This is a genomic window from Blastopirellula marina DSM 3645 (assembly GCF_000153105.1).
Lineage (GTDB): Bacteria > Planctomycetota > Planctomycetia > Pirellulales > Pirellulaceae > Blastopirellula > Blastopirellula marina.
This window is the reverse complement of record NZ_CH672376.1, coordinates 1,091,893-1,115,790: the sequence shown is the minus strand read 5'-3', so window position 1 is coordinate 1,115,790 and position 23,898 is coordinate 1,091,893. Positions and strand designations below refer to the sequence as shown.

Sequence of the window (23,898 nt, the reverse complement as noted above, 5' to 3'; positions counted from 1 at the left end):
TGGTTAGCGGAAGGGAATCGGACGCTGGTGAAACCAGACTCAGCGCCGTGGAGGATTCTGTTAAGAATAATCCGATTCTCGGCCCCAGCAAACCGCCAAAAGTGGGCGGCGACAGAAATAGAAGAGATCGGCGGCAAATAGCCGCCGATCTCTTTGCATGGGAGTGCAGCAATTACGACGGGACGTAATGTCGTGAGATCAAATCCATCTGGATCCAAAGTAGCTTGTTGAAGGCCCGGAGCGTCGCAAGTTCGGTCTCGCGCGGCAAGCCCAAGCCGCAAATGGTCGCGATTAACGCATCGGTGACAAATGTCATCAACGCATTCATCTGCACCAAGGGAACGACAATTCCCTTGTTGCCGGCGTCCGGCGTGTGGATTTTACCGACCATATCCAAATACAGCAGCATCTTGGCGTCGTAGGTGCGCGTGACGAGCGCCTCGAGATAGCGGCTCAAATGGAGCTTGCGAAACGTGATCTGCTCGTGATCCATCCCCAAATCTTCCAGATTGTCGGGCATCGGCCCGTCGTACCCGTGCTGTCGCGGCATAAAGTGTCGCCAGGTCGCGTCGTATTGATGCAGCTTCTCGTAAACGGCGTCGACCAGCGCCGGCACGATCGGAGCCAGCGCCGGCGCCGCCGCATGGATCGCGGCGATATCGTCCGGTCCAAAACCGGTGAACTCTTGCAAGTATTGAAAGCGATAGGCGACATCGGCTTCGAGACGCGATTCATCAATGTGTTGCATAGCGACCACCTTCGACCTGTCCGGTTGGGCAAGTTTGGCTAGAATTAGGATCCATCGGCTACCTGGACGAGAGTGTCCGATTTACTTTTCAATCTAGGCTTCGCTTAATTGGATGTCAACATCCAATTAAGTCGTTAGAGACCGGACTCCCTATGTTTTCTCAAACTGTCGAATACGCGCTGCGCGCCGTTTGTCACTTGGCGTTCATCGCTCCGAACTCTTGCACGACCGAAGAAATTGCGACCGGGACCAAGGTTCCCCTCGCCTATCTTTCGAAAGTGCTGCAAGGGCTAGCAAAAGCCGGCGTCGTTCGTTCGCAGCGTGGAATCGGCGGGGGAATGTCGCTCATCAAACGCCCCGATGAGCTTACGATCCTCGAAGTGGTCAATGCGGTCGATCCGATTCAACGAATCCGAACCTGCCCACTGGGACTTTCGACGCACGGCGTCAAACTATGCCCTTTGCACCGTCGTTTGGACAACGCATTGAAAGGCGTCGAAGAAGCTTTTGGCGGCACGACGCTGGCCGAAGTGATCGCCGAGCCGTCCGAAAGTATCCCCTTATGTGAATTTCCGGGCAAATCTCCGATCAAAAATGGACCGTCTGCCGATTAAACCAGTTTTAATAGAGCTACGGGTTACCCTTGGCCAGCTGAATTCCTCCTGACCTATCTTGCGAAAAAGCTACAATATCCCCATTAGGGCGTCGGCGCCCAACTTGGTGATTGAGATCGTAAATGGACCTTTACTCTTCTGCGAAAAAAATCGACTGGGCCCAACAAGCGGAACAGTTCGGCGAGTACTTTTCGAGCACTGTGCTGATTAATAACGGCATCGCGACTCTCGTGATCGTCTTGCTGCTGTTGATCCTGCGCAGCGTCTTGGTGCGCGCTGTCCGTCGGAGCGATAAATTACCTAGCGACGTTCGTCGCCGCTGGCTGGTCCAAATCCGCAATGGACTCCTTTTCCTGTTTCTGCTCGGCATGACCATCGTCTGGGCGTCGCAGATCCAACACGTCACCATTTCGATCTTGGCCTTCGCCGTCGCCGTGGTGATCGCAACCAAAGAACTGATTCAATGCGTCTCGGGCTCGATCATGAAAGCAGTCGGGCGCCCGTTCAAGCTGGGCGACCGGATCGAGTTTCAGCATATCCGCGGCGACGTCATCGACCATAACATTTTGACGACGACGATCATGGAAATTGGTCCTGATCAAATGACGCAACAGTTGACCGGCCGCGCGATCGTGGTGCCCAACAACATGTTCCTCAACAAGGTGGTCATCAACGAGACCTTCACGCAGGAATATGTGCTCCACTGTTTCAAGATCCCGTGCAGCCTAAAAGATGACTGGCGACAGACCGAGCAAGACCTGCTGGAAGCGGCCAAGATCGAATGCGAACCTTGGCTCGCCAAGGCGCGGCAGCACTTTGACTTGCTGGCCAAACAACAAGGGCTGACCGTGCTGTCGGTTGATCCGCGGATCACGTTTCGCATGCCCAAATCGAGCGAGCTTGAGTTAGTCGTGCGCGTCGTCGCGCCGGCTCGGCGAAAAGGACGCGTCGAACAATCGATTCTCCGCCGCATGCTCGACAAACAATGGGAACGCGCGAAAGCGGCCGAAGCCGAGAAGTTGGCCGCCGAAGAAGCGAAAGTCGCCGCTGCAGCCGCAGCGGCGGCCGAAGCGACGGCCCCTGCATTGCCGGCGCCCAGCGAAACCGAAACGCCGGCCAGCGCCGACAACAGCCCCGCCGCACCGCCGCGCGACACGCCGGAGCTGTCGGAGACGCCGACCTTACCCAGCATGGCCTTACCGCCAACCGCCGATCCCAACCCCGGCGCGGCCGGTGGAGCCACCTTGGGAAATACCGGCGTAACCGCGTCGCGAAACACGCGCTTCCCATAGAGCTCTTGTCTCTCGAAGCGGAAGATCAGGCCCTGGGGCGGCAGCAAGTAAATCGATCCAACCAGGCTTGCGATCCCCGTTCTCGTCATCGCATCTAGCCAATTTCCTGGGTGAAAATCTCGGATTTACTCCGCGATTTTCTCGACTGCGGGCAAAAATTGGGGCCAAAAGCGTTGTTGCACCAAGCCATGGCAATTACATTGACATGGCCGCTAAGACACCTTCTTATGACCAGGATATTGGCCACAACATGAGGGATACTTACTCTCCTTCGTCCAACGAGGATCTCGATTGGGCGCATCTGCTTGATCATGCGCGATCGGGTGACGCGACGGCGATCAATCGCGTTTGGAGTCACATGCGATCTTACCTGCTGTTGGTAGCCGAGCGTGGACTGGGCGACGCACTCTCCGCCAAAGTCGATGCGTCCGATATCGTTCAGGGATCGCTGCTAGAAGCGCAACGCGACTTCGATCGATTCACCGGCAATAGCGAGTCCGAACTGAAAGCTTGGCTGCGGCGATTGGTGAAGCACAACCTGGCCGATAACCGCCGCCATTTCCAAGACGCTCAACGCCGCGACATTCGCCTGGAACGCCGATTGAGCGGCGGAGCCAGTGACGAAATTGTCGACCCTCAACAAGCGACCGCGAGCAGCATGATTCGCCGAGAAGAGACCGATCTAGAACTGATTCAGGCAGTTTCTCAACTGCAGAGCGATCAGCGTCGACTGATTGAGATGCGACATCGCCATGGCATGACCTACGAAGCGATCGGCCAAGAACTTGGCATCTCCGAACGCACCGTACGCAACCGCTGGGCCAACGCAATCACTCAACTGCGAAAGGAGCTGTGCAACGGTGGCCGAAGTCCCCTTTGATCAGCCCGATTCGCCTGACGACGCACAACTCGATGCTTTCGCTGACCTGAGCCCTGAAGATCAACAATTGATCCAGCGGCTTGATCACTTGTGGGGGATCGAGACAGCGTCCGCTGCGCCGGCGGAGCGCCGCGAAACGCAGATCGGCCCCTACCTGGTGAAACGTACTGTAGGGCACGGCGCGTTTGGCGTCGTCTTTCAAGCGACCGACCCACGACTGCAACGTGATGTGGCGCTGAAAGTGCCGCGCCCGGAAGTACTGGTCTGCTACGACAAACTGCAACGCTTTGAGGACGAAGCGCTTACAGCGGCCCGGCTAGACCATCCCGGCATCGTGCCGATCTACGCCGCCGAACTCACCGGCCCCACTCCGTATATCGCGTCCGCGTTTTGTGCAGGCCCCGATCTGGCCGCGTGGATCGAACAGCATCCTTCCAAGTCGCGCGACTGCCAAAGCGTCGCCCGGTTTATGCTCGACATCGTCCGCGCGGTCGCCTACGCCCATTCGCAAGGAGTCGTCCATCGCGACATCAAACCGAGCAACATCATGTTGGCGGCCAAAGACGAGACGGCCGCAGGGGAAAGTCTTGACGATTTCTCTCCGCGGCTAACCGACTTCGGCCTAGCGAAGCTCACCGATTCGCCGCTGACGAATTCGCGGTCGAGTTGGATTTTGGGGACGCCAACCTACATGGCGCCAGAACAACTGCTGCCGCAGTGGGGCCCTGTTGGCGAAAAAGCGGACGTATTCGCACTGGGGGCGATGTTGTGGGAGCTGCTCTCAGGCAAACCGCCGCGGATGGGCGAAACCTACTCCGATATTATAACCGAGTTGCTCAGTGAACAGCCGATCGATTCGACGCTGCAGCGAACCGACGTTCCCCGCGATCTGCGCGTGATCGTGGCCCGTTGTCTGGCGAAAGATCCGAATGAACGCTACGCATCAGCTGCGGCGTTGGCCGAAGATTTAGCGGCGTTTGTAGCGGGAGAGCGAATCTCGGCCAGCCGATTTAGCTGGCTCGATACATTCGCTCGATGGGCGAGCCAGCCGCAACGTCCGGCGCAAATCTGCTTCTTTATGATTCCGGTCAACCTAGTGATGGCGATATGGCTGATCTCCTCGATGTTTCTGCTCTGGAGCGCGATATTCCCCGGAGCAGATCGCTGGAGCGTCTTCGTCCAAATGTGCATGATCGCGCTGGGATACAATCTGCAAGTTGTCTTTTACTGTTGGCTTCGCTTGCACGGCCGCAAATGGGCGACGGTCGTGGCGCTGGTGCTGACCATTCTGGTGACCGTACTCGTGCCGCTGTTGGTGCTAACCGGCGCGATTCGGACCTTTTCTGACCTCTATCGCGATTTCCCTTTCTTTGACACGATCAACCACACGCAGATCTTGTTCTTTGGGCTTTGTCAGACCTTTCTGTTAGGCGTCTCGGTCTATGCCGATCTGCAACAGTCCCGGCGCATGCGGGGGCGATAAGAAGTCGCGTGCAGCACGAAAAAAAGGCGTCCCAGGGGACGCCTTGTCTGTGTCGCTTTATTAGCTTGTGCGGCTTACTCTTTGTACTTGCCGACAATCACCGAAGCGTTGTGTCCGCCGAAACCGAAGCTGTTGCTCATCGCAAAATTCAGCTCACGCGTTTTGGCGACGTTCGGCGTGTAGTCGAGATCGCACTTCGGATCGGGGTCTTCCAAATTGATCGTCGGCGGTACGGTCGACGTCTTCATCGCCATGATCGAGATGATCATTTCGATCCCGCCCGAGGCGCCCAGCGAGTGCCCCAGGGCGCTCTTGGTGCTCGAGACGCTCAGTTGATAGGCGTGTTCGCCAAAGACGTTTTTGATCGCCTTCGTTTCGGCGACATCCCCCGGCGGCGTGCTCGTGCCGTGGGCGTTGATGTAATCGATGCAGTTGGCGTTGAGCGCGCCGTCGTTCAGCGCGTTTTGCATCGCACGCGACGCTCCGCGACCTTCTTCGTCTGGCGAAGTGATGTGCCCGGCGTCGCCGCTGCATCCATAGCCGACAAGTTCGGCGTAGATGGTGGCTCCGCGAGCTTTGGCGGACTCTAACTCTTCCAGCACGACGATCCCTGCGCCTTCGCTCATGACGAAACCGTCACGACCGAGGTCGAACGGACGACTAGCTTTGGCCGGATCATCATTGCGGGTTGAGAGGGCCCGCATGTTGGCAAAGGCGCTCATGCCCATCGGCGTGATTGCGGCCTCGGTGCCGCCGGTGATCATGACGTCGGCTTCATCGTATTGAATCGCCTTCATCGCGTCGCCGATGGCGTTGGTAGCGCTGGCGCAGGCGGTCGCAACGGTGAAGTTGGGTCCGCGCAGGCCGTATCGAATCGAGATATTACCGCCGGCTGCGTTGAGCATCAGCTTCGGAATCGTCATCGGCGAGACCCGATCAGGCCCCTTCATCAGCAAACGCTCGACTTGATCTTCGATCGTTTGCAAACCGCCGATTCCGGAACCGAGAATTACTCCGCAGCGGAACGAGTCGTAATTCGAAAATTCAATTTTGGAATCGTTAATCGCATCGACCGCGCCGACCATCGCAAATTGCGTAAAGCGGTCGATGCGGTTGAGCTCCTTCGAATCAAAGTATTCGGTCGGGCGCCAATCATGGACATCCCCACCGAAGTTGACTTTGAACTTGGAGGTATCGAACAGCTTCAGTTCATGAATGCCGCTCTCCCCCGCTGTCAGCTTCGTCCAGAATTCATCCAGACGATGACTAAGCGAGGTTACAATCCCCAAGCCGGTAACGACGACTCGTCGCTTCATTCCCTTGAACTCTTCCGAAGGCCGACGAAATTACGAATTCTTTGCTTCTTCGATAAACTTGATCGCCTGGCCGACCGTTTCGATCTTGTCAGCGGCGTCTTCGGGAATATCGATGTCGAACTCTTCTTCCAATTCCATCACCAACTCGACCGTATCGAGCGAATCGGCGCCGAGATCGTTGACGAACGAGCTCTCCATCGTGATTTTGTCTTGGTCGACGCCCAATTGGCTGGCGACGATCTCAAATACGCGTTCTTGTACCGACACGGCGTGAAGCCCTCCGCAAGAAACCAAGGAACCTGGCTTATTTACTGTATGTAAATTGTGCAAGCGTTAAAAATTCAAGTCCAACAAGATAGAGGAATTCTGCAAGACAGGTCAAGGTGGAAGAGACCTGCACCGCGGCAATTCGTTTCGATCCGATGGACTTGCGTGACTCTAGTCTTAAATGTATTCAGGTCAGCAAGTTTCGTCGATCAGGGGTGACCAATTAACCGGTCATTCCCCCATCAATTGTCAGAACTTGCCCGGTAATATAGGCAGCTTGGGGGCTCGCAAGGAACAGAACGCCGTCGGCGATCTCCTCGGGCTTTCCCATTCGTTGAGCTGGAATCCGCTTTTTTACCTCGTCCATCACCGCCGGGCCCAGGGCCTTGGTCATGTCGCTTTCGATGAAACCAGGGCAGATCGCATTGACCGTTACCTTCCGCTTTCCCAGCTCGCGGCTCAGGCTGCGTGTGAAACCGATCATACCCGCCTTCGACGCCGAATAGTTGGTCTGGCCCGGGTTTCCCATCAGCCCCGAAACGCTGCTGATGTTAATAATACGGCCAAAGCGGGCTCGCATCATCTGCTTCGAAGCGGCCCGCGTAAAGAGGAACATGCCGCGGAGATTCGTTTCAATGACGTTGTCCCACTCGTCGTCGGTCATGACCGGCAGCAGGTTATCGCGGGTAACGCCGGCATTGTTGACCAGCACATCCAGCTTCTCCCACTTCTCCATCACCGCGTCAACAACCGCTTCGACGCTCTCTCGCTTGGTGACGTCGCAGCTGTACGCTTGGGCGACTCCGCCTGCGGCTTCGATGATTGCGACGGTGTCGGCCAGCTTTTCCGCATTACGAGCGACGACGGCGACTTTGGCGCCGCGCGAGGCCATCGCGGTCGCGATCGATTTGCCGATCCCTTGCGAAGCGCCCGTGACGATTGCGGTAAGTCCGTTCAAATCGACCGGCAATGCGGCGTGGGAATTGTCGCTCATCAAAATCACCTAACGTAGTAAATGGCTGAACGGCGTTTGGCCTTAGGCCGTAATATTATGAAATTCCGCTTTTCGATCGATCCGCTTCATCAGTCCGCGTAGGACGCGACCGGCGCCGATTTCAAAAAACTCGTTGAAACCGGCCTCCAGCAGATAACGCATCGAGTCTTCCCAGCGAACCGGGGAGCAAACCTGCTGAATCAGCAACTGACGAATTTCTTCCGGATCACGATGCGGGACCGCGTCGACGTTCGACACGACCGGTATTCGCGGGGCCGACATCGGTACGTCGGCCAGGGCAGCGGTCAGTTTCTCGACCGCCGGCTGCATGATTTGGGTATGAAACGCACCGGCTACGGCCAGCGGCATCACTTTCATCGCGCCTACTTTTTCGGCAACCGCCGGCACGCGCTCACAAGCATCATTCGAGCCGGAAACGACAATATTGCCTGGACATAGCAGATTGGCGATTTCGAGAATCTCGTTTTCGCGCGCTTCCGCACAAATGGCCGAGACCTGATCGCGATCCAACCCCAAGACGCTGACCATGCCGCTCGGAACGGCGTCGGCCGCTTCCTGCATGGCGGCGCCCCGGATCTGGACGACCCGCAGTGCGTCTTCAAACTGCATGACGCCGGCAAAGACCATGGCCGTGTATTCGCCCAGACTCAGCCCGGCGGTTCCTTCGCACGACAAAAGTGCGTCCGGGTTTTCTTCGCGCATCGATTCGAGCGCGGCGATGCTGGTGACAAACAGCGCAGGCTGACTGAACACGGTCGAATCAAGCCGTGCGGCTGGACCGTTAAAGCAGAGTTCGGCCAGGTCGTAGCCGAGGATCTCGGCTGCGCGCTGAAACAACTCGGCCGCCTTCGGACTCGAAGCGGCGAGCTGCTTACCCATGCCGACGTATTGAGCTCCCTGACCAGGGAACAGAAACGCGATCTTGCTCACGCGATTCCCCTTCTCGTGGTCGCGCTAATGCAACGCACGCGCGACGCGTGAGCTGACTACTCGGCGGCGGCCTGTTCGTCTTTGATGATGACCCGCTTCATGTAGGTGCCGCAATTTGGGCAAACGACATGAGTCGGCAGAGCGATCCCGCAATTCGAGCAGGACTGCAGTTCCCGGGGTTTCAGCGCATCGTGCGAACGACGCATTCCGGTACGAGAATTAGACTGTTTACGCTTTGGTACTGCCATGGCGACTTCGCTGTAGGTTGAGAAGGGCGGCCGGTGGATCCCTGCTGCTCGGGAGCAATAACTACAATCGGCCCCGATCGCCTCAGAGTAAACGGATCATTTTAGGGAGGTTGGTCCGGCGTGTCAAAGGGCGTACGGCCGGTCCGCTGGAATGATTGCCGACAGCCGCCGCTGGCTGTAAGCTTCTTATACCACTCGATTTACGCCCATCCGAGCCTGCATTATGCCCCCTGCCCCACCCAGCGTTATTCAACTTCATGCGGCCGACAACGTCGCTGTGGCGGCCAAAACACTGGCTCGCGGCGAGGATTTCTCGGTCGGCGGCGGCGCCGTTACCGCCGCCGCCGAGGTTCGATTTGGCCACAAGATCGCTCTCACCGCGATTGCGGCCGGGGCGCCGATCCATAAATATGGCCAGGTAATCGGCTACGCGACCCGCGCCATTTCGCTGGGCGAGCACGTCCACAGCCACAATTTGCATCTCGGCGAGTTGCATCTTGATTACGCGTCGGCGAGCGAAACCCCGGCGCCGCCGGCGCCGATCACCGGGCGAACCTTCGATGGATACCTGCGTGCCGACGGACGCGCAGGCACACGCAACTATATTGCGGTGATTTCGACGGTCAATTGTTCGGCCAGCGTCGCCAAGTATGTGGCGCATGCGTTTGACGAGCGGCGATTGGCCGATTTTCCGAATATCGACGGCGTCATCCCATTCACGCACCAAAGCGGCTGCGCCATGCAGTTTGGCGGCGACGCTCATCAGACGCTCAATCGCGTGATGGCCGGCATCGCGCGGCACCCTAACATCGGCGGCTATCTGCTGATCGGCCTGGGTTGTGAAACCGGCGCGATGGGCTATCTGGTGCAGCAAGAGCGGTTGGTCCAGCTCGACGGATCGGCCGATCAGCCGGCGGGAGCTCCGCTGATCCTCTCGATGCAAGATCAGGGAGGAACCGCCAAAACAATCGAAGCCGGCGTCGCGCGGCTGGTCGAAATGCTGCCGCGCGTCAACGATGTTCGCCGCCAAGCGATCCCGGCCAGCGAGATCGTGTTGGCGACCGAATGCGGCGGCAGCGACGCTTACTCAGGCGTCACCGCCAATCCGGCGGTTGGCGCCGCGGCCGATCGGATCGTCGCCGCCGGCGGAATATCGATGCTGGCCGAAACGCCGGAGATCTTTGGCGCCGAACAACTGTTGACGCGTCGCGCGATCAATGTCGCCGTCGCTGACAAATTGATTGAGCGGATCGAGTGGTGGAAAAGTTATGTCGGGATGTTTGGGGTGCAGCTCGACAACAATCCTTCGCCTGGCAACAAAGAAGGCGGCCTGACCACGATTGCCGAGAAGTCGCTGGGCGCCGTCGCCAAAGCCGGCGGAACCGCGCTGGTCGACGTTCTGCAATATGCGGAAGCCCCCACTGCACGTGGTCTGATGGTGATGGACACGCCGGGCTACGATCCGGCCAGCGTCACCGGCATGGTCGCCGGAGGCGCCAACGTGGTCGTCTTTACGACAGGTCGCGGCAGCTGTTTCGGCTGCAAGCCGACACCGTCGATCAAGATCGCGACCAATACGCCGATGTACGAGCGGATGGTCGATGACATGGACATCAACGCCGGCGAAATCCTGCAGGGGGTCTCGGTCGACGCGATGGGCGCGAAGATCTTTGAAGAAATCTTGGCCGTCGCCAGCGGCAAGTCGACCAAAAGTGAAGCGTTGGGAATCGGCGAAGAAGAGTTCGTGCCGTGGCTGGTCGGCCCGACGCTCTGAATCGCCGCCGCTCTTTACAGTTTCTTCATAAGATCTGAACGCTTGATGACGAAACTGAATCGTTTGCATGCTCACTGGCCGCTCTCCGTTAGATCGCTGAATGCCCCCCAGTCACGTCCATTCGCCGCCGCTCTATCGCTTGCATCGATTCTGGATCGGGCTGATTCTTGTCCTGGGCGCCATCTTTTACGCCAACAGTTTTCGGGGCGCGCTGGTCTTTGATGACGATATGATGATCGCCGGCGCGCGCGGAATGGCCAACGCGCCGCTCGCCGTATGGGTGCGTCCAGGTCCGCGAACGGTTGGCGCCGCGACGTTCGGCCTGAACTATTTGGCCGGCGGCGTGAACACTTTCGGCTATCACTTGGTGAATCTTGTGATTCATCTCAGTTCGGCGACCCTCCTTTATTGGTTGATCTGGCGCACCTTTCAGTCTCCGCGACTTGCGGCACGATACGCGCAGGCGGCGATCCCCTTAGCAGGCGTGATCGCACTCGTCTGGACGCTGCATCCATTACAAACACAAAGCGTAACTTACATCGTGCAGCGTTATGAGTCGCTGATGGGGCTCTTCTTTTTGTTGACGCTGGCTTGCTTGATCCGCGGCGTCGATCGCGGCAAACGAAGCTGGTTGGTCGCGTCGCTCGGCTTCTGCGTGCTCGGTATGGGGACCAAAGAAGTGATGGCCGCGGCTCCGATCATGGCGCTGTGGTACGACCGCGTTTTTCTCGCCGAAAGCTGGCGCGAATTATGGCGAAAGCGGTGGGGCTACTACGCGTTCTATTTGCTGGCGTTTGGCGCGTTGATCTGCTTCATCGCTGCGCGGTGGAGCTGGATCTCGAAACGCGGCTCTTTGTTTCACGACCAGATGTCGCCGCTCGTCTATGCGATGAATCAAGGCCCGGTGATCCTGCATTACATCCGCTTGGCGTTTTGGCCGCAGGGGCAAAACATCGATTATGGTTGGGCGGCGTCTGACAATCTCGTCTCGCTCTATACGGCCGATCTCGTGATGCTGGTCTTGCTGATCCTCGTGATCTGGTCGATCTGGAAAGCGCCAGCGCTTGGCTTTCTCGGCGGCTGGTTCTTTGTAATTCTGGCGCCATCCTCTAGCTTTGCGCCGATCATCGACCTCGCGTTTGAGCATCGCATGTATCTTCCGCTGCTCCCGTTGGCGGTGCTGGCGGTGATCGGCGGATACGAGTTGATCGCGCGACTTGCGCCGCCGCATCGCACCAAGCTCGCCGGCGCTATGGCCGCGGTGATCATTCTTTCGCTCGGCGTCACGACGGCGCTGCGGAACGAAGTTTACGATTCGCCGATGTCGCTTTGGAGCGACGTAGTCCGCAAATCGCCCGACAACTGGCGCGGCTACACCAATGTCGGCAAGCAATATGCAATGCAGCAAAATCAGCGACAGGCCTACGCCTTTTTTATCAAGGCCTACCAACTGAATCCGTCCGACCATCGCGTGCTGAGCAACTATGCGTCGATCCTCGAAACGTACCAGCCGAACCCCGCGCTATCAGAGCTTTGTTACCAACGCGCCATCGCCGACAATCCTGACTTTGTTGACGCTCGCTTCAACTACGGCATGTTTCTGTTCGACTCTCATCGTTTGGGCGAAGCCAAAGAACAATTGCAGATCGCGTATCGCAAGGCTCCCCACCTGCCGGAACTGCTTGAAAAGCTTGCCTCCATCGAGCTGCATGAAGGAAATCACGACGCAGCGCAAAAATACCTACAGCAAGATCTAGCGCTCAATCCGCGCAGCGCCAAGGCGCATCAGCTGTTGGGAAGCTGTCTGGAACAACGCGATGACCAGAGCGCCGTGGTCCACTATCTGACCGCGATCCAATTGAATCCGAGATACGTCGAAGCGCATAACAATCTAGCGGACGTATTCGTGCGTCTCGGGCGTTACGACCTAGCGCAAACGCATCTCCAAGCAGCGCTTGCCCTGGAACCGCAGAACAAGACCGTGCAGCGCAATTTGGCCGCCGTCAAACAAGCGTTGGCGGCTCCTAACTAAGCGCTAGGGCGTGACTGGAAACAGCTCGACCAAAAAAGGGCGATGATCGGAAGCGATCGCCTCGTCGATGACGCGAACTTCGCCCACCCGAAAACGTCGCATCGGCCGATACCCGACAAAGTCGATCTGCCGCTCTGGCTTGGCGACCGGAAACGTCGGCTTCTCAACCAGATTCGACAACGTCCAATGTTCCTGAAATCTCTTCAGGACGGCGCTCTCGAGCGTCGCATTGAAGTCGCCGCCGATGATCGTCGTTCTTTCTTTTTCGCCTACGAGTTGACGAATGAAATCGATCGACGCGAGTCGATCCGCTTCGCCGGCGCGATGATCCAGATGCGTCGCCAAAACGAGAAATGGTTCGTCGCCGGTCGACGAGGGAAATCGCACCATCGCGCTCAAGACTCCACGCGTCTCGCCGTTGGTCAAATTGGGGAGCGAGTGATTTTTTACTTCGGTTAAGGGAAACCGAGACAAGATCGCATTTCCATAGTCTCCTTTGCCGAGCCGCAAGTTTCCGCCGAAAGCGACCTCCATCCCGGTCAGCTTGCCTAGTTCGGCCGCCTGATCGACATTCCCGGTCCGTGCGGTGTGGCAATCCACCTCTTGCAGCAGCACCAAGTGCGGTGCGACCGACTTGATCACGGCGGCGATGCGCGGCAAATCAAGCTTGCCGTCGACTCCTTCGCCGTGGTGAATGTTGTAAGAAAGAATTCGGAGCGGCTCTGGCTGGGCGGCGGAAGCGGTTGTTATGCACCACAGCGACAACAGGATCGTCAGCAAATTTCGAATCACAGCAATAGAACTTTCAAGGCAGGCGTCGTCGGATGCGGATCACGTGAGCAGAAGAAACGATTATCGCTCGGCGGTCAATTGAATATCATTGATCCCGGCGACAACCGCAACGCGCCAAGGGCTCGTTCCTTCGTCCCAGTATTTGCCGGGGACCAACTTCGCGGATGCGGATTCGTTTGGTTTGGAAATGCGACGTTGCCCCGCAAGCGACTCCGGCGCCTCTTCGGCATACGACTTTGGCACCAGAAAAGCAACGTATTCTCCCGGAGGAAGTCGCTTTTCGGCCGCGAACGCTCCATCGGTCTGCACATCGGCCGCGACGGCTGCGCCGGTCTTCATGCTCATCAAGACGACCCGCGCATTTCCCGTGACCGGTTGGCCATTGAACTGGAGCGCCCCCTGAACAATTCCCTCCGGCTGTGCTGCTCCGCAGCCTAGACAAAGAGAAAGAGCAGTTGAAATCAAAACAAAGACGACGAACGGTTTCACGAAATTTTCCTTGCGACTGCAGTGTAAGCGAGACAGGGGAAAGGATTAAAAATCCTCTAAGACTTCGCCATCGTTTCGAACGGCCAGACGCTTGAGCGTCTCGAGGCTGATCGTATCGGAAATAAAGCGAGTGCTGCCGTCAGTCAGCAACATGTTGACGCCGCCGGGGTGAAACGAATTGAGCACCGTATTGTGCCGATACTGATAACTGTTGCCCGGGGTGATGATGTCGTAGTTGGGGTTGTAACGCACGGTTGTCGTTCCCGCGAACCAAACCTGACTACACGTCGACGTGCTGGCGGTATCCTTGCCGCTGGCTCCGTGCCATCCGCCGCGATAGTTGGCGGTCAGCTCTTGGTTGTCAATCAGCCCCGATTGTTCGGCCAACAACATCGTATTGGATGTTCCATCGGTCGCATCACGTAATTTGGTCGCCTGATTGGTCAGCAGCATTCCATTGTTGGCGAACCACCCGTAGCCGCAGTCCATGTACCCAATCAACGGTTGCGTATCGGAAGGCGCTCCTCCCGAAATGCCGACATAGCTGATATTCATCGCTTTTTCATCATTCCGGCCATGCGGATTCGAGAAGGGATCAAGGGCGCTGGACGGACAGATCAAACCCGGCACGATCAGCTCGCGGAGAATCTCGTTTCCCGTAAGATTGTCTCCTTCAAACCGCCCGGCAAAGTTCAGTTGATCATGCAGCGCGGATTGTTCGATAAAGGGCAAGACCAGCACGCGCCAGTTGGCGCCGTCGTATTTGCCAGAAGCGCTCATGCCGTAGTTGCCCGGCGGCATCGAGCTGAACGTGTCATGATAGTTGTGCAGCGCCAGACCTAGCTGCTTGATCTGGTTGTTGCAGGAAATACGGCGAACCGCTTCACGCGCCTGCTGGACAGCCGGTAACAACAGCGCAATCAACACGCCGATGATCGCAATTACGACCAGCAGTTCCACTAGCGTAAACCCGCGGCGATGTGGAAAACCAAATTCCCGACGCATAATAGACCTTCTTGAAACTATGTTACGATGAAACCGAATGTGGCCCCAGCTGACGACCGCCGGAGCGTTGGCACATGTGAATATCGCGGCGACCCTCATTTCGTTAGCAACTTCGCGGAGAAATTCATCAAACCTGAACAATCCAGCAAACTGGGGAAACCTAGCCACCCCAAATAGTGTTCACGGGAAATAGCGACACGAACCTCTTTTTGACGACCTGATTGGCATATTTGCATCCATGAACCAGCCCGCCGAAAATTCGCCCCCCTCTAACGCACTGACGCCGGCCCAGTCGCGAGAGCTCCTGGCGCGCAGTTGGGTAAAGGCGCAGTCCTCGGTCTTGGCGTTTGTGATCGCGTCGACGCCGCAGTTCACCGACGCCGAGGATCTGTTGCAAGAGGTCGCCGCCGAAATCGCGATTCGCTTTGACGAGTATGATGTCAGCCGACCGTTTCTCCCCTGGGCGTTCTGGGTGGCCAAGATCAAGATCGCCGATTTCTACCGCGGCAAGAAACGAGAAAAGCTGGTCTTTGTCGGGGAAGCGATGGATGCGTTGGTCGAAGCCTGCACGCGCGTACAAGACATGATGACCGAGGAACAACAAGCGCTCAACGAATGTCTGGGCGCGACGACGGGACGTTCCCGCGAGTTATTAACGATGCGCTATGCGCAAGATATGAAGCCGCGACAGATTGCCGCCAAGCTCGGCATGTCGGCCGCAGCCGTACGTGTGACTTTATCTCGAGTACGGACGGCGCTGTCCGATTGCGTCAACCAGCGTCTCGGGAGGAATGCATCCTAAGATGGACTCGCGGCGAGCGATGGAATTGATCGATGCGCATCTCGACGGCGAAACGCTGAGCGACGTCGACGCAGCCGCGTTGACCGAGTGGATCAAACAAAACGAAAAGCAGGCCGATGACGCGTTCCGCCGCATCTTCTTGCATTCGTACTTGCGGCAACGGATTCAGACTCTCGGACTGCTACCGTCCATGGAAGGCGAGAAGGCGCGACTGAATCGACCGCAGCTAGGCGGCGACCTTGATTTGCCAGCGCCTTCGTCTCGTCCCTACCGGTTCATTCCTACCATCCTCGTATTGATCGTCTTGGCTGCGATCCTGGGGGGACTGATGCTTCCCTCGGTTAGTTCGCTCCCTCGCGGGCCGCGATCGGCGCCATTCGCTTATGAAGGCTTTGACTATGCGCCCTATGACGCGCCGATCGGAGAAAATGAATGGCCGACCGAAGGGGGACTCAACGGTCTGAACGGCGGTTTGGGATTCTCGGACGCGTGGATCGAAGCGGGCAATCTGGTTTCGCTGATCGAGGCCAATCCGTCGGATCATCCTTGGACTCACCATGACATGCGGCAGTTTGGCATGCTCGGCTACTCTGACCGCTTTGGCGGCATCTTGGCCAGCAGCGGCAATCAATTGCGGACCAGCGCCGGGCCGCAGTCAATTACGAGCCGCCGGCTAGATGTCGCAGCGGCGCCTGAGAGACTGCAGGACGGCGACGCGCTTGGCGCCGACGGCAGTTCGCTTTGGCTTAGCTTTTTGACCCAGTCTTTTGATAGCAGCGGCGATGGTCGGTACGCCTATTTGCAATTGGGCCAAAACGATACCGGACTAAGAATCGGCAAATTGCGAACGGCTCCTAGCGGCAACTGGTCGGCCGCCGCCGTCACCGATGGCGCCGAAGTCAATTTGCGGTCGAGTGACAAGCCTTCCGGCGAAGGAGTGTTGATTGTCGCTCGCATCGACTTTCGGCCCGGCGCCGAACAAGCGACGATCTGGATCAACCCTGATTTGAACGAGCCGCCGTCCGACGCTCAGTCAACGCTGCGATTGCCGACTCCCGACTTTCGTCTCGATCAAATTTCGATCGCCGGCCGTTACTCGACTGATTTTGACGAGATCCGGCTCGGCGCCAACTTTCGGGACGTAACGCCGATCACCGAAAGGCCGCTCTCTCCTTAGCCGATGCAGGCCTAGCCAAATCGGCTAAAATCGGTCGCTCGCCGGCGAAAAAAGGACCGATCAGGCCGATCCCAGCCGTCCGGCGAGACGATGCCGATTCGATCGACTATAGTTGAACTGGATCGACTCCGATCTCTTTCGCCTAAGCTCAGGCTCACCCCACATCCCCCCCATCTCGAGAAGAAAGCGACCGACATGAGAGCTCTCGCACTTGGTTTGACGCTGCTGATGGCAACCGCAGCCGTGGCCGAAGAAGGCAAATGGCGTCCCCTGTTCAATGGCAAAAACTTGGAAGGTTGGACGCCCAAGATTCGCTATCACGAAGCCGGCGACAACTATGGCGATACCTTCCGCGTCGAAGATGGCGTCCTGAAGGTCGGCTATGACCCCGAACAGTATCCGGAGTTCAACGAAACGTTCGGGCACCTCTTCTTCGACGAGCCTTTCTCCAACTATCGCCTGCGGCTCGAGTACCGCTTTGTCGGCGATCAATGCAAAGGGGGTCCCGGCTGGGCGTTTCGCAATAGTGGGATCATGATTCACGGCGAGTCGCCTGAGACGATGGGGAAAGATCAAGACTTTCCCGCTTCGATCGAAGTGCAACTGTTAGGCGGCGACGGCACGGCAAAACGGTCCACCGCCAACTTGTGCACGCCGGGGACTAACGTCGTGATGAAGGGCAATTTGTTCATGCCGCACTGCACTAGCAGCAGCAGCGACACCTTTCACGGCGACCAATGGGTCACCTGCGAAGTCGAAGTGCACGGCAACGGCGTGATCAAACACTTCATCAACGGCGAGCTGGTGCTAGAGTACGAGAAGTCCCAGCTCGACGCTCGCGACGCTCATGCGAAGAGCCTGGCGAAAGATGGCGACCTGATGCTCAGCGGCGGCACGATCTCGCTGCAGTCAGAGAGCCATCCTTGCGAGTTTCGCAAGATCGAGATAATGGAGTTAGAAGAATAAGCTGACGGCTGCGACGAACGAAGAAAACAAAAAACGCCGACGGTCGATCCGTCGGCGTTTTCTTTTGATTTACCGCAAACGAAGCGCAGCTTACTTCGCGACTTTCTTCTTCTTGGCGGGCATGTCTTTGATGCCGGCGGCTGCTTTTTGCTCCGGCGTCAGAATGCCGATCAGCTTGGTCCGCACGACGGCGGTCAACGCAGCAAGATCCTTCTGGGCCGCTTGCTGCTGGCTCGAAAGGTTGACCTTGCCGTTGACAAATTCCCGCGCGTCTTTGCCTTTCAGGCCTTTGTCTTTGACTTCCTGCATTGCGGTCTTGCGAGCCGCTTTTTGCTCGTCGGTCAGTCCAACCGCTTTATTGGCTTCGGCCAGTTTGTCGCCAAATTCCTTCTTCAGCGCGGCGACTTGCTCTTTCTGACTGTCGGTCAGTTCGATTTTCTTCAGCACGGCGAACACGCCGGCGTTGGCGCCGCCTTTCGCCTTCTTCGCTTTCTTTTCGGGTTTATCGGCGGCCATCACCGGCAACGCGATCAAAGCGACAAAAGTCAAAATCAACATCTGACGAACAACGTTCTTCATGGGGGGGTCTCCACCTAAGAAAAGAAACCCGGCGTTTCGCTCGACGCACTGTCGAATTCAAGGGACGCCAGGCATGGGTTACAGCCAACCTTAAGCAAACAACTTTTCAATTACATTGCCATCGCGAACCAGCGTGATCGGCCGACCGCTGCTGGTGTGATACTCTTTGGTGTGATCAATGCCGAGCGCGTGATAGAACGATGCGGCGACATCATCGGGACGGATGCCGTGACCATCGGCAGGCGCCGAACCTTTTTCGTCACTAGCGCCGATCACCTGACCACCGCGAACTCCACCGCCTGCCATGAGCATGGTCATGCAGCGCGGGTAATGGTCGCGACCGCCGTTGGCGTTGATCTTCGGCGTACGGCCAAATTCGCCGGTGACAAAGACCGTCGTTTGATCGAGCAACCCGCGGTCGGCCAATCCGCCGTAAAGCGCGGCCAGACCGTTGTCGAGCGGCGGCAGTTGCTTCTCTTTCAAGCGCGTAAAGCCGTCGACATGCGTGTCCCAACCGCCGTTAGTGATCGTGACAAAGCGAACGCCGGCTTCGACCAGGCGAATCGCCAACAAGCAGCTCATGCTAAAGCTGTCCGCTTCAAACGCTTTGGCGAACGCCGGCGATTCTTTACTCACGTCAAACGCTTCGCGGGCCTTCTTTGAGGTGATGATCGCGTGCGCTTGTTGGCTGAACTGATCCAATCCTTCCAGCAGCTGATCATCCGACTCATAGCCGCGAAACTTGCGATCGAGCGAAGTCAGCAAATCTTGCCGACGGTTCACCTCTTCGATGGTCAAGCCGCCGCTCAAACTGACGCCGCGCACCGCGTAGGGCGCGCCGGCCTTGGGTGTCGAGTTTGTGTTGAGCGACGCATATTTGACGCCGAGAAAGCCCGACGAATGCGAGCCGCGGGGAATCGCGACATTCGGCGGCAAATCGACCGGCGCCGTCAGTTCTTTGGCGACGACCGAACCGTAGGCGGGATAGGTCAGCGACGCGATCGGCCGCGTACCGGTGTTGACGTATTCCGAACCAAGTCGATGCGCGGCCAACGTGTGCGACACGCCTCGCAGGATGCAAAACTTGTCGGCTTGTTGGGCCAGCTTCGGCAGGTGCTCGCTGATTAACATGCCGGGGACGTTGGTTGCGATCGGCTTGAAGTCGCCGCGGAACTCGCTCGCCGCATCGGGCTTCAAGTCAAAAGTGTCGAGATGCGTCGGTCCGCCGGTCAGATCGATAAAAATGCCCGCTTTGGCGTTTTTATCGGCGACTTCGCCTGCGCTGGAGAGTTGCAGGTAGCCGGAAAGGCTGAGTCCGACTCCGCCCATAAGGCCGATTTTCATCGCGTCGCGGCGCCGTATTCCGTCACAAGTTCGGTGAATCGCCATATCCCAAGTCTCCGTAAAAATGATCGTAGCGCTGCAGGCGCCGGTGGGAAGCGTGACTTCAATTAGTGGTTAACGATGAACTCTTTGGTGTTGACCAACGCCCACATCAAATCGCGAATGCTGTCGACCGGGTCGCCAACCTCTTGGAAGTGCCGCTGGGCGAGCGACTTTTCTTCCTCATCGGGCCAACGGCTGAGCGTTCGCAAATAGGCTTCTTCCACCAGAGAATGAATATCGGTCGGCGTCGACTTTTCGGCGGCTGGCAGTTTCTGACGACGAAGCTGTCGTTCGAGCGTTTCTAACCGCGAGCGGGCCGCGGCCAATTTTTTGGCGCCCTGGCGAATCGCTTCCGGCTTCGCGTTGCTTTGACGCAATCGCGCTAGTTTCTTCTGGCCGTTGTTGATCAATTCGCGGCCTTGCTCGACGCGACGCTCCAGCTGTTTGTCGACATCCGGATTGCCGTTGATCTGTTTCGACAATTCGGCGACCCAGCCGCCGTTATCGGTTAGACGCTTCAATACTTCGGAGTCGTTTTGTAGATAAACGGTCTGCAGCAGACTCGCTTCCATCGAGCGATCGCATTCGCAGTTGCTCTCGCGAGTCGAACGGCCGAAGACTTGCAACGCATACTGGGCGTTGCGAGATTTGCCTTGCGGCGACGTGCCGGGAATCGACATGGCCCGATCTTCAAGGGTCGCCGCATAGTTCTCTAACGTTTTGTCGTTGGTCGTCGCTTGGGTCACGATGTCGTAGGCGACTTCGGCCGGCAGACGACGCGGGATGGCGCGACTGAAGTTGCGAAAATCCATCCGGTTCGTGTCGTTGGGCAACCAGGTTCGCTGGTAAGTGTCGCTTGAGGTGATCTCGCGATGGAGCCACTTCATGTCGTAGCCGTTTTCGATAAAGCCGGCGGCCAGATAGTCCAACAGCGGGCCGTTGGACGGCGGATTGCCCAGGCTCAGGTCATCGGCCGGATCGACAATTCCCACATTGAAATAAGCGGCCCAAACGCGATTGACGATCGCTTTGGCGAAGTAGGGATTCGTATCGCTGCCGAGCCATTTCATCAGCGGCTCGCGGATATCTTCCACCTTCGACAAGTCGACTTCGGTCTCGCCCAGGATGTTGGCCAGCATGTCGGGCTTCGGCATGTTTTTATTTCGCTTGCCGCGATTGGGCTGACGAAAGACCGCGGCCGTCGGCAGCAATTCGACTTCTGGAAAAGGAACCGTGCTCCCTTGCTGCAACTTCTTGGCGATATTGCGGCGAACCTCGCCGCCGTTCTTGCCGGTAACGTCCAGCTCTTTCATAAGCGCCGTATATTCTTCAAACGAAGCGTCGTTGCGACGCGGTTGACGCGTGAAGCGGGCCTGGGCGAAGAAGGTTTTGAAGTCGTCAAAGTCTTGTTTCGACCAAACGTCAAACGGATGCTTGTGACATTGAGCGCACTGAATCCGGATCCCCATGAAGGTATAGGCGAAACCGATGGCGCGATCTTCCGGCGTGCGGAAGTTGAGCCGCGCCCAGTAGTGGGTCAACGTGTCACGATCGGCGAACGATTCGTTCTTGCGGTAAAGATCGCTCATCTCTTCGCAATAGTCGCGGTAAGAATCGCCCGGCTCGCGGCTGCGAGCCATGATGATGCCGGTCGCAAGTTCGTCGTATGGCATGTTCTGTTCGACACGGCGGTAGATCCAGTCGTACCATTCCTGACTCGGTCCCAGCCGCACGGGCGAGACGTTGTTCAACTGCTGGTCGTTGTTGCCGGTAATGTCGCACAACAGCGTCGTCCATTTGGCGACATAGGCGGTCGTATCGAGCAGCTCGTCGATCTTCGCTTGGCGTTTGTGGGGATCTTTGTCGGCGACGAACGCGCGAACCTCATCCGGCGTCGGCAACGTGCCGGCGATGTCGAGATTAACGCGGCGCAGAAATTCTTCGTCCGCGGCGACCGGCGACGGCATGATCCCCAGCTTGCGAAGTTTGCCGACAACCAGCTCATCAATTTTGGTCGTAGCGGAGACTTCCGGGTATTTGGAGCCAACCAGATCGGTCAGGGGGCGCAAAACCGGCACCGAGATCACCGCTTTGTCGTAGGCGACAATAACGTGCGTGTCCCCTTTTTCGCCGGCGCTGATCACGCCGTCGCCGTCGACCGCGGCGATTTCGCCGTCATTGGTCGTGTAACGGCAGAGCGGCGTGACATCTTCACGCGTACCATCGGCCCAAACGGCGACCGCTTTCAGTTGAACTTGTTCAGGATCGACGCCAAACAGCACTTCGGCCGGCGTCACTTCCAGACGATCCAGCTTGGCGACTTCGTCTTTGTCAAACTTGGCGCCGGCCGAGATCCAATTTTTGAAAACGCGATGCTCCCAGCTACCAAGCTTGTAGCGTTCGCCTCCTTCGTGGGTGAACTCGTCGGTCGGCTTGGCGATGATCATGCTTTCGTCGATCGCGTCGACGTTGACGCGGGGTTCATCCCCTTTGGTCATCGCATCGTGATCGGCTTGAAAGTCATACCCGAAGAGAGACAGCTGAAAGCCGCCGCGGCCCTGAAACGAACCATGGCAAGAGCGGCCGTTGCAGCCCAAGCGGCTCATGAGCGGAATCACGTGACGCTGAAAATTGGGGACCTCGTCGATCGCTTCGTCAGCAAAACGCTGATCGAGCGTCGGCAGATCGGCGCCGTTGGCGCCGGTAACGGCGAAGCAACAAAACCAAGCGACGATCAACATCCCCCAGGGGGCGAGCAAGCGGTGCGTCATCGAAAACTCCTTGTTCGATTCGGTCGAACCGGCATCAGTCAGAAAGGCGGGCATCGTTTTATTCTTTCGGCGAATCCTGCGACGCGGGGGGCGCATTGCGGAGACGAGGCGATCTTTTCGCGGCTGGATCGATGGCCCGCAGACGCTGCTCGACCATGGTCGCAACATCCCCGTCCATCCGTTCCAACTGCGCGTTGAGAAACTCAAGCCGCTGCGAAACGCGGGCTTTTTCAAACGCAAACAGCTCACGCTGCGAAATGATCTGCTGCGAGATCACGGCCCGTAGTCGGTCTCGCAGTTCTTCATCGTCCGGCGACATCTGCAACTGAGCGGTCAACAGCTGAATCCGCGACTTGGATTTCCAGATCGCTAGTTCCAACTCGTAACGCTCTGGTTGGCGTTGTTCGATTTGATTCAGCTTTTCGCTCACCCGCGAGAGCTCGCGAATCGCCATCTCGTATTGCCGCGGCTTGAGCCGCTTCAGCGGTCGCAACAGCGACAGAAGCTCTGGATGATGCTTGCGAACGAGTGCGTAGGCCAATTCTTCGCGACGCGATTTCTCGCTCTCACTGATCGAGTCGTCGGCGTCTTCCTGCTTTTTACTGGCTTTCTTTTCGGCCGGCTTCTTTTCGAGCGAAACCGCGTTTTGGGCGACGGCTTTCGCGCGGGTCTTGCCCGGTTTTTGCGCCACGGCGGCCGAAACCAGCAGACAGAAAACCAGCGTTAATGCGCAGCAGCGGTTCGCGATCGGCGTCACGGCTGAAAGGATCACTGCTGCACCTCTTCGGTCGTCGCTTCACGATCGAGATCATCCTCTTGCTCCAACGCGACGGCGGCCAGCATCCAAGCGGGAGGAGTATTCCAGCCGGCTTCATCCTCGCCATCCCACTGCAGCGCATTCAGTTGCGGCGTCAGCGATTGTTCGGCAACCGGCAAAGTTTCTACCGCTAAAAATTCGTCGACGGCGTCGGAAGAATCGATCCAGGACTGCGCCAATCGGGTGTCGGCGTCCTCATTCCAGGCAACCATCGTCGCTAGTCCGCCGACGACCGCCAACACGATGGATGCGGCCAGCGCCGCCGGCCAGAACGAAGTCGAACGACGGGAGGATGTCGTGGTAGCGAGACCGCCCCGCGTCGGCCGCGCATCCGGCGCACTGGGGACGGTCATCATCGCTGCGGTCAGCTCGACGACATCGGCCAGACGTTCACACGCCGAGACGTCATCGGCCAACAGCATCTCGAACGCGGCGGTCTCGGCCGGCGAAAGTTCGCCAGAGAGATACCGCACCGCGGTGAGATCAAAATCAGCTTGTTCCGAGAATTGGCTCAT

Annotated in this window: 23 protein-coding genes; 9 read left to right on the top strand and 14 right to left on the bottom strand. The window is 57.7% G+C overall.

Features of this window, described 5'->3' with window-relative positions; translation table 11 throughout:
• Nucleotides 1–172 precede the first annotated feature (172 nt).
• The gene (locus DSM3645_RS06275) at nt 173–748 is read right to left on the bottom strand and encodes a protoglobin family protein (RefSeq protein ID WP_002651230.1); all 576 of its coding nucleotides are present in this window, start codon (nt 746–748) and stop codon (nt 173–175) included.
• A gap of 152 nt (nt 749–900) precedes the next feature.
• Here DSM3645_RS06275 and DSM3645_RS06270 point away from each other — a divergent pair, with 152 nt between their 5' ends.
• From DSM3645_RS06270 to DSM3645_RS06255, 4 genes are all read left to right on the top strand, one after another.
• Nucleotides 901–1,362, top strand: coding sequence for an RrF2 family transcriptional regulator (locus tag DSM3645_RS06270; RefSeq protein WP_002651229.1), 462 nt, complete (start codon nt 901–903; stop codon nt 1,360–1,362).
• 122 nt (nt 1,363–1,484) lie between these two features.
• Nucleotides 1,485–2,654: a mechanosensitive ion channel family protein gene (locus DSM3645_RS06265; protein ID WP_002651228.1), complete on the top strand. Its 1,170-nt coding sequence runs from the start codon at nt 1,485–1,487 to the stop codon at nt 2,652–2,654.
• Between the two features lie 205 nt (nt 2,655–2,859).
• Nucleotides 2,860–3,534, top strand: a complete 675-nt coding sequence (locus DSM3645_RS27795; protein ID WP_081444735.1) for a sigma-70 family RNA polymerase sigma factor — start codon at nt 2,860–2,862, stop codon at nt 3,532–3,534.
• Nucleotides 3,515–5,017, top strand: a complete 1,503-nt coding sequence (locus DSM3645_RS06255) for a serine/threonine-protein kinase (protein WP_002651226.1) — start codon at nt 3,515–3,517, stop codon at nt 5,015–5,017. The genes DSM3645_RS27795 and DSM3645_RS06255 overlap by 20 nt, the downstream gene beginning before the upstream one ends.
• Before the next feature lie 74 nt (nt 5,018–5,091).
• On the opposite strand, the gene fabF is transcribed toward DSM3645_RS06255, so the two are convergent.
• The 5 genes from fabF to rpmF all read right to left on the bottom strand — a co-directional run bounded on the left by fabF (nt 5,092) and on the right by rpmF (nt 8,793).
• A complete protein-coding gene (gene fabF, locus DSM3645_RS06250; protein ID WP_002651225.1) occupies nt 5,092–6,333 on the bottom strand; it encodes a beta-ketoacyl-ACP synthase II in 1,242 nt (413 codons plus the stop codon).
• A 30-nt stretch (nt 6,334–6,363) separates the two neighbouring features.
• Entirely contained in the window at nt 6,364–6,600 is a 237-nt protein-coding gene (locus DSM3645_RS06245) for an acyl carrier protein (RefSeq protein ID WP_002651224.1), read from the bottom strand.
• A gap of 223 nt (nt 6,601–6,823) precedes the next feature.
• Nucleotides 6,824–7,594 carry a 3-oxoacyl-[acyl-carrier-protein] reductase gene (fabG, locus tag DSM3645_RS06240; RefSeq protein ID WP_002651223.1) on the bottom strand — a complete coding sequence of 257 codons (771 nt, stop codon included), beginning with the start codon at nt 7,592–7,594 and terminating at the stop codon, nt 6,824–6,826.
• A gap of 42 nt (nt 7,595–7,636) precedes the next feature.
• Nucleotides 7,637–8,545 (bottom strand): ACP S-malonyltransferase, encoded by a 909-nt coding sequence (fabD, locus tag DSM3645_RS06235; protein WP_002651222.1) that lies wholly within the window; start codon nt 8,543–8,545, stop codon nt 7,637–7,639.
• 56 nt (nt 8,546–8,601) lie between these two features.
• Entirely contained in the window at nt 8,602–8,793 is a 192-nt protein-coding gene (gene rpmF / locus DSM3645_RS06230) for a 50S ribosomal protein L32 (protein ID WP_040351652.1), read from the bottom strand.
• A gap of 223 nt (nt 8,794–9,016) precedes the next feature.
• On the opposite strand from rpmF, the gene DSM3645_RS06225 reads away from it, so the two are divergent.
• Nucleotides 9,017–10,567 (top strand): UxaA family hydrolase, encoded by a 1,551-nt coding sequence (locus tag DSM3645_RS06225; protein WP_002651220.1) that lies wholly within the window; start codon nt 9,017–9,019, stop codon nt 10,565–10,567.
• 100 nt (nt 10,568–10,667) lie between these two features.
• Complete coding sequence (locus DSM3645_RS06220) at nt 10,668–12,599, top strand: tetratricopeptide repeat protein (RefSeq protein ID WP_002651219.1); 1,932 nt, start codon at nt 10,668–10,670, stop codon at nt 12,597–12,599.
• A gap of 3 nt (nt 12,600–12,602) precedes the next feature.
• Here the strand turns inward: DSM3645_RS06220 and DSM3645_RS06215 are convergent, their stop codons facing one another.
• From DSM3645_RS06215 to DSM3645_RS06205, 3 genes are read right to left on the bottom strand one after another with little or no spacing between them, the layout of a single operon-like run.
• Nucleotides 12,603–13,391, bottom strand: a complete 789-nt coding sequence (locus DSM3645_RS06215) for an endonuclease/exonuclease/phosphatase family protein (protein WP_002651218.1) — start codon at nt 13,389–13,391, stop codon at nt 12,603–12,605.
• 60 nt (nt 13,392–13,451) lie between these two features.
• Nucleotides 13,452–13,880, bottom strand: a complete 429-nt coding sequence (locus tag DSM3645_RS06210; protein ID WP_002651217.1) for a hypothetical protein — start codon at nt 13,878–13,880, stop codon at nt 13,452–13,454.
• A gap of 45 nt (nt 13,881–13,925) precedes the next feature.
• Nucleotides 13,926–14,885, bottom strand: a complete 960-nt coding sequence (locus DSM3645_RS06205) for a DUF1559 domain-containing protein (RefSeq protein ID WP_002651216.1) — start codon at nt 14,883–14,885, stop codon at nt 13,926–13,928.
• Nucleotides 14,886–15,123: 238 nt separating this feature from the next.
• On the opposite strand from DSM3645_RS06205, the gene DSM3645_RS06200 reads away from it, so the two are divergent.
• From DSM3645_RS06200 to DSM3645_RS06190, 3 genes are all read left to right on the top strand, one after another.
• Nucleotides 15,124–15,687: a sigma-70 family RNA polymerase sigma factor gene (locus DSM3645_RS06200; RefSeq protein WP_002651215.1), complete on the top strand. Its 564-nt coding sequence runs from the start codon at nt 15,124–15,126 to the stop codon at nt 15,685–15,687.
• Between the two features lies 1 nt (nt 15,688).
• Nucleotides 15,689–16,864 (top strand): hypothetical protein, encoded by a 1,176-nt coding sequence (locus DSM3645_RS06195; protein ID WP_002651214.1) that lies wholly within the window; start codon nt 15,689–15,691, stop codon nt 16,862–16,864.
• 195 nt (nt 16,865–17,059) lie between these two features.
• Complete coding sequence (locus tag DSM3645_RS06190) at nt 17,060–17,830, top strand: 3-keto-disaccharide hydrolase (RefSeq protein ID WP_040351651.1); 771 nt, start codon at nt 17,060–17,062, stop codon at nt 17,828–17,830.
• Nucleotides 17,831–17,920: 90 nt separating this feature from the next.
• Here DSM3645_RS06190 and DSM3645_RS06185 read toward each other — a convergent pair whose 3' ends face one another.
• From DSM3645_RS06185 to DSM3645_RS27790, 5 genes are all read right to left on the bottom strand, one after another.
• A complete protein-coding gene (locus tag DSM3645_RS06185) occupies nt 17,921–18,409 on the bottom strand; it encodes a hypothetical protein (protein ID WP_002651212.1) in 489 nt (162 codons plus the stop codon).
• Between the two features lie 90 nt (nt 18,410–18,499).
• Nucleotides 18,500–19,798 carry a DUF1501 domain-containing protein gene (locus tag DSM3645_RS06180; protein WP_040351650.1) on the bottom strand — a complete coding sequence of 433 codons (1,299 nt, stop codon included), beginning with the start codon at nt 19,796–19,798 and terminating at the stop codon, nt 18,500–18,502.
• Nucleotides 19,799–19,860: 62 nt separating this feature from the next.
• Nucleotides 19,861–22,620 (bottom strand): DUF1549 and DUF1553 domain-containing protein, encoded by a 2,760-nt coding sequence (locus tag DSM3645_RS06175; RefSeq protein ID WP_002651210.1) that lies wholly within the window; start codon nt 22,618–22,620, stop codon nt 19,861–19,863.
• A 4-nt stretch (nt 22,621–22,624) separates the two neighbouring features.
• Nucleotides 22,625–23,338, bottom strand: coding sequence for a hypothetical protein (locus DSM3645_RS06170; protein WP_002651209.1), 714 nt, complete (start codon nt 23,336–23,338; stop codon nt 22,625–22,627).
• Nucleotides 23,335–23,898 (bottom strand): hypothetical protein, encoded by a 564-nt coding sequence (locus DSM3645_RS27790; protein WP_002651208.1) that lies wholly within the window; start codon nt 23,896–23,898, stop codon nt 23,335–23,337. The genes DSM3645_RS06170 and DSM3645_RS27790 overlap by 4 nt, the downstream gene beginning before the upstream one ends.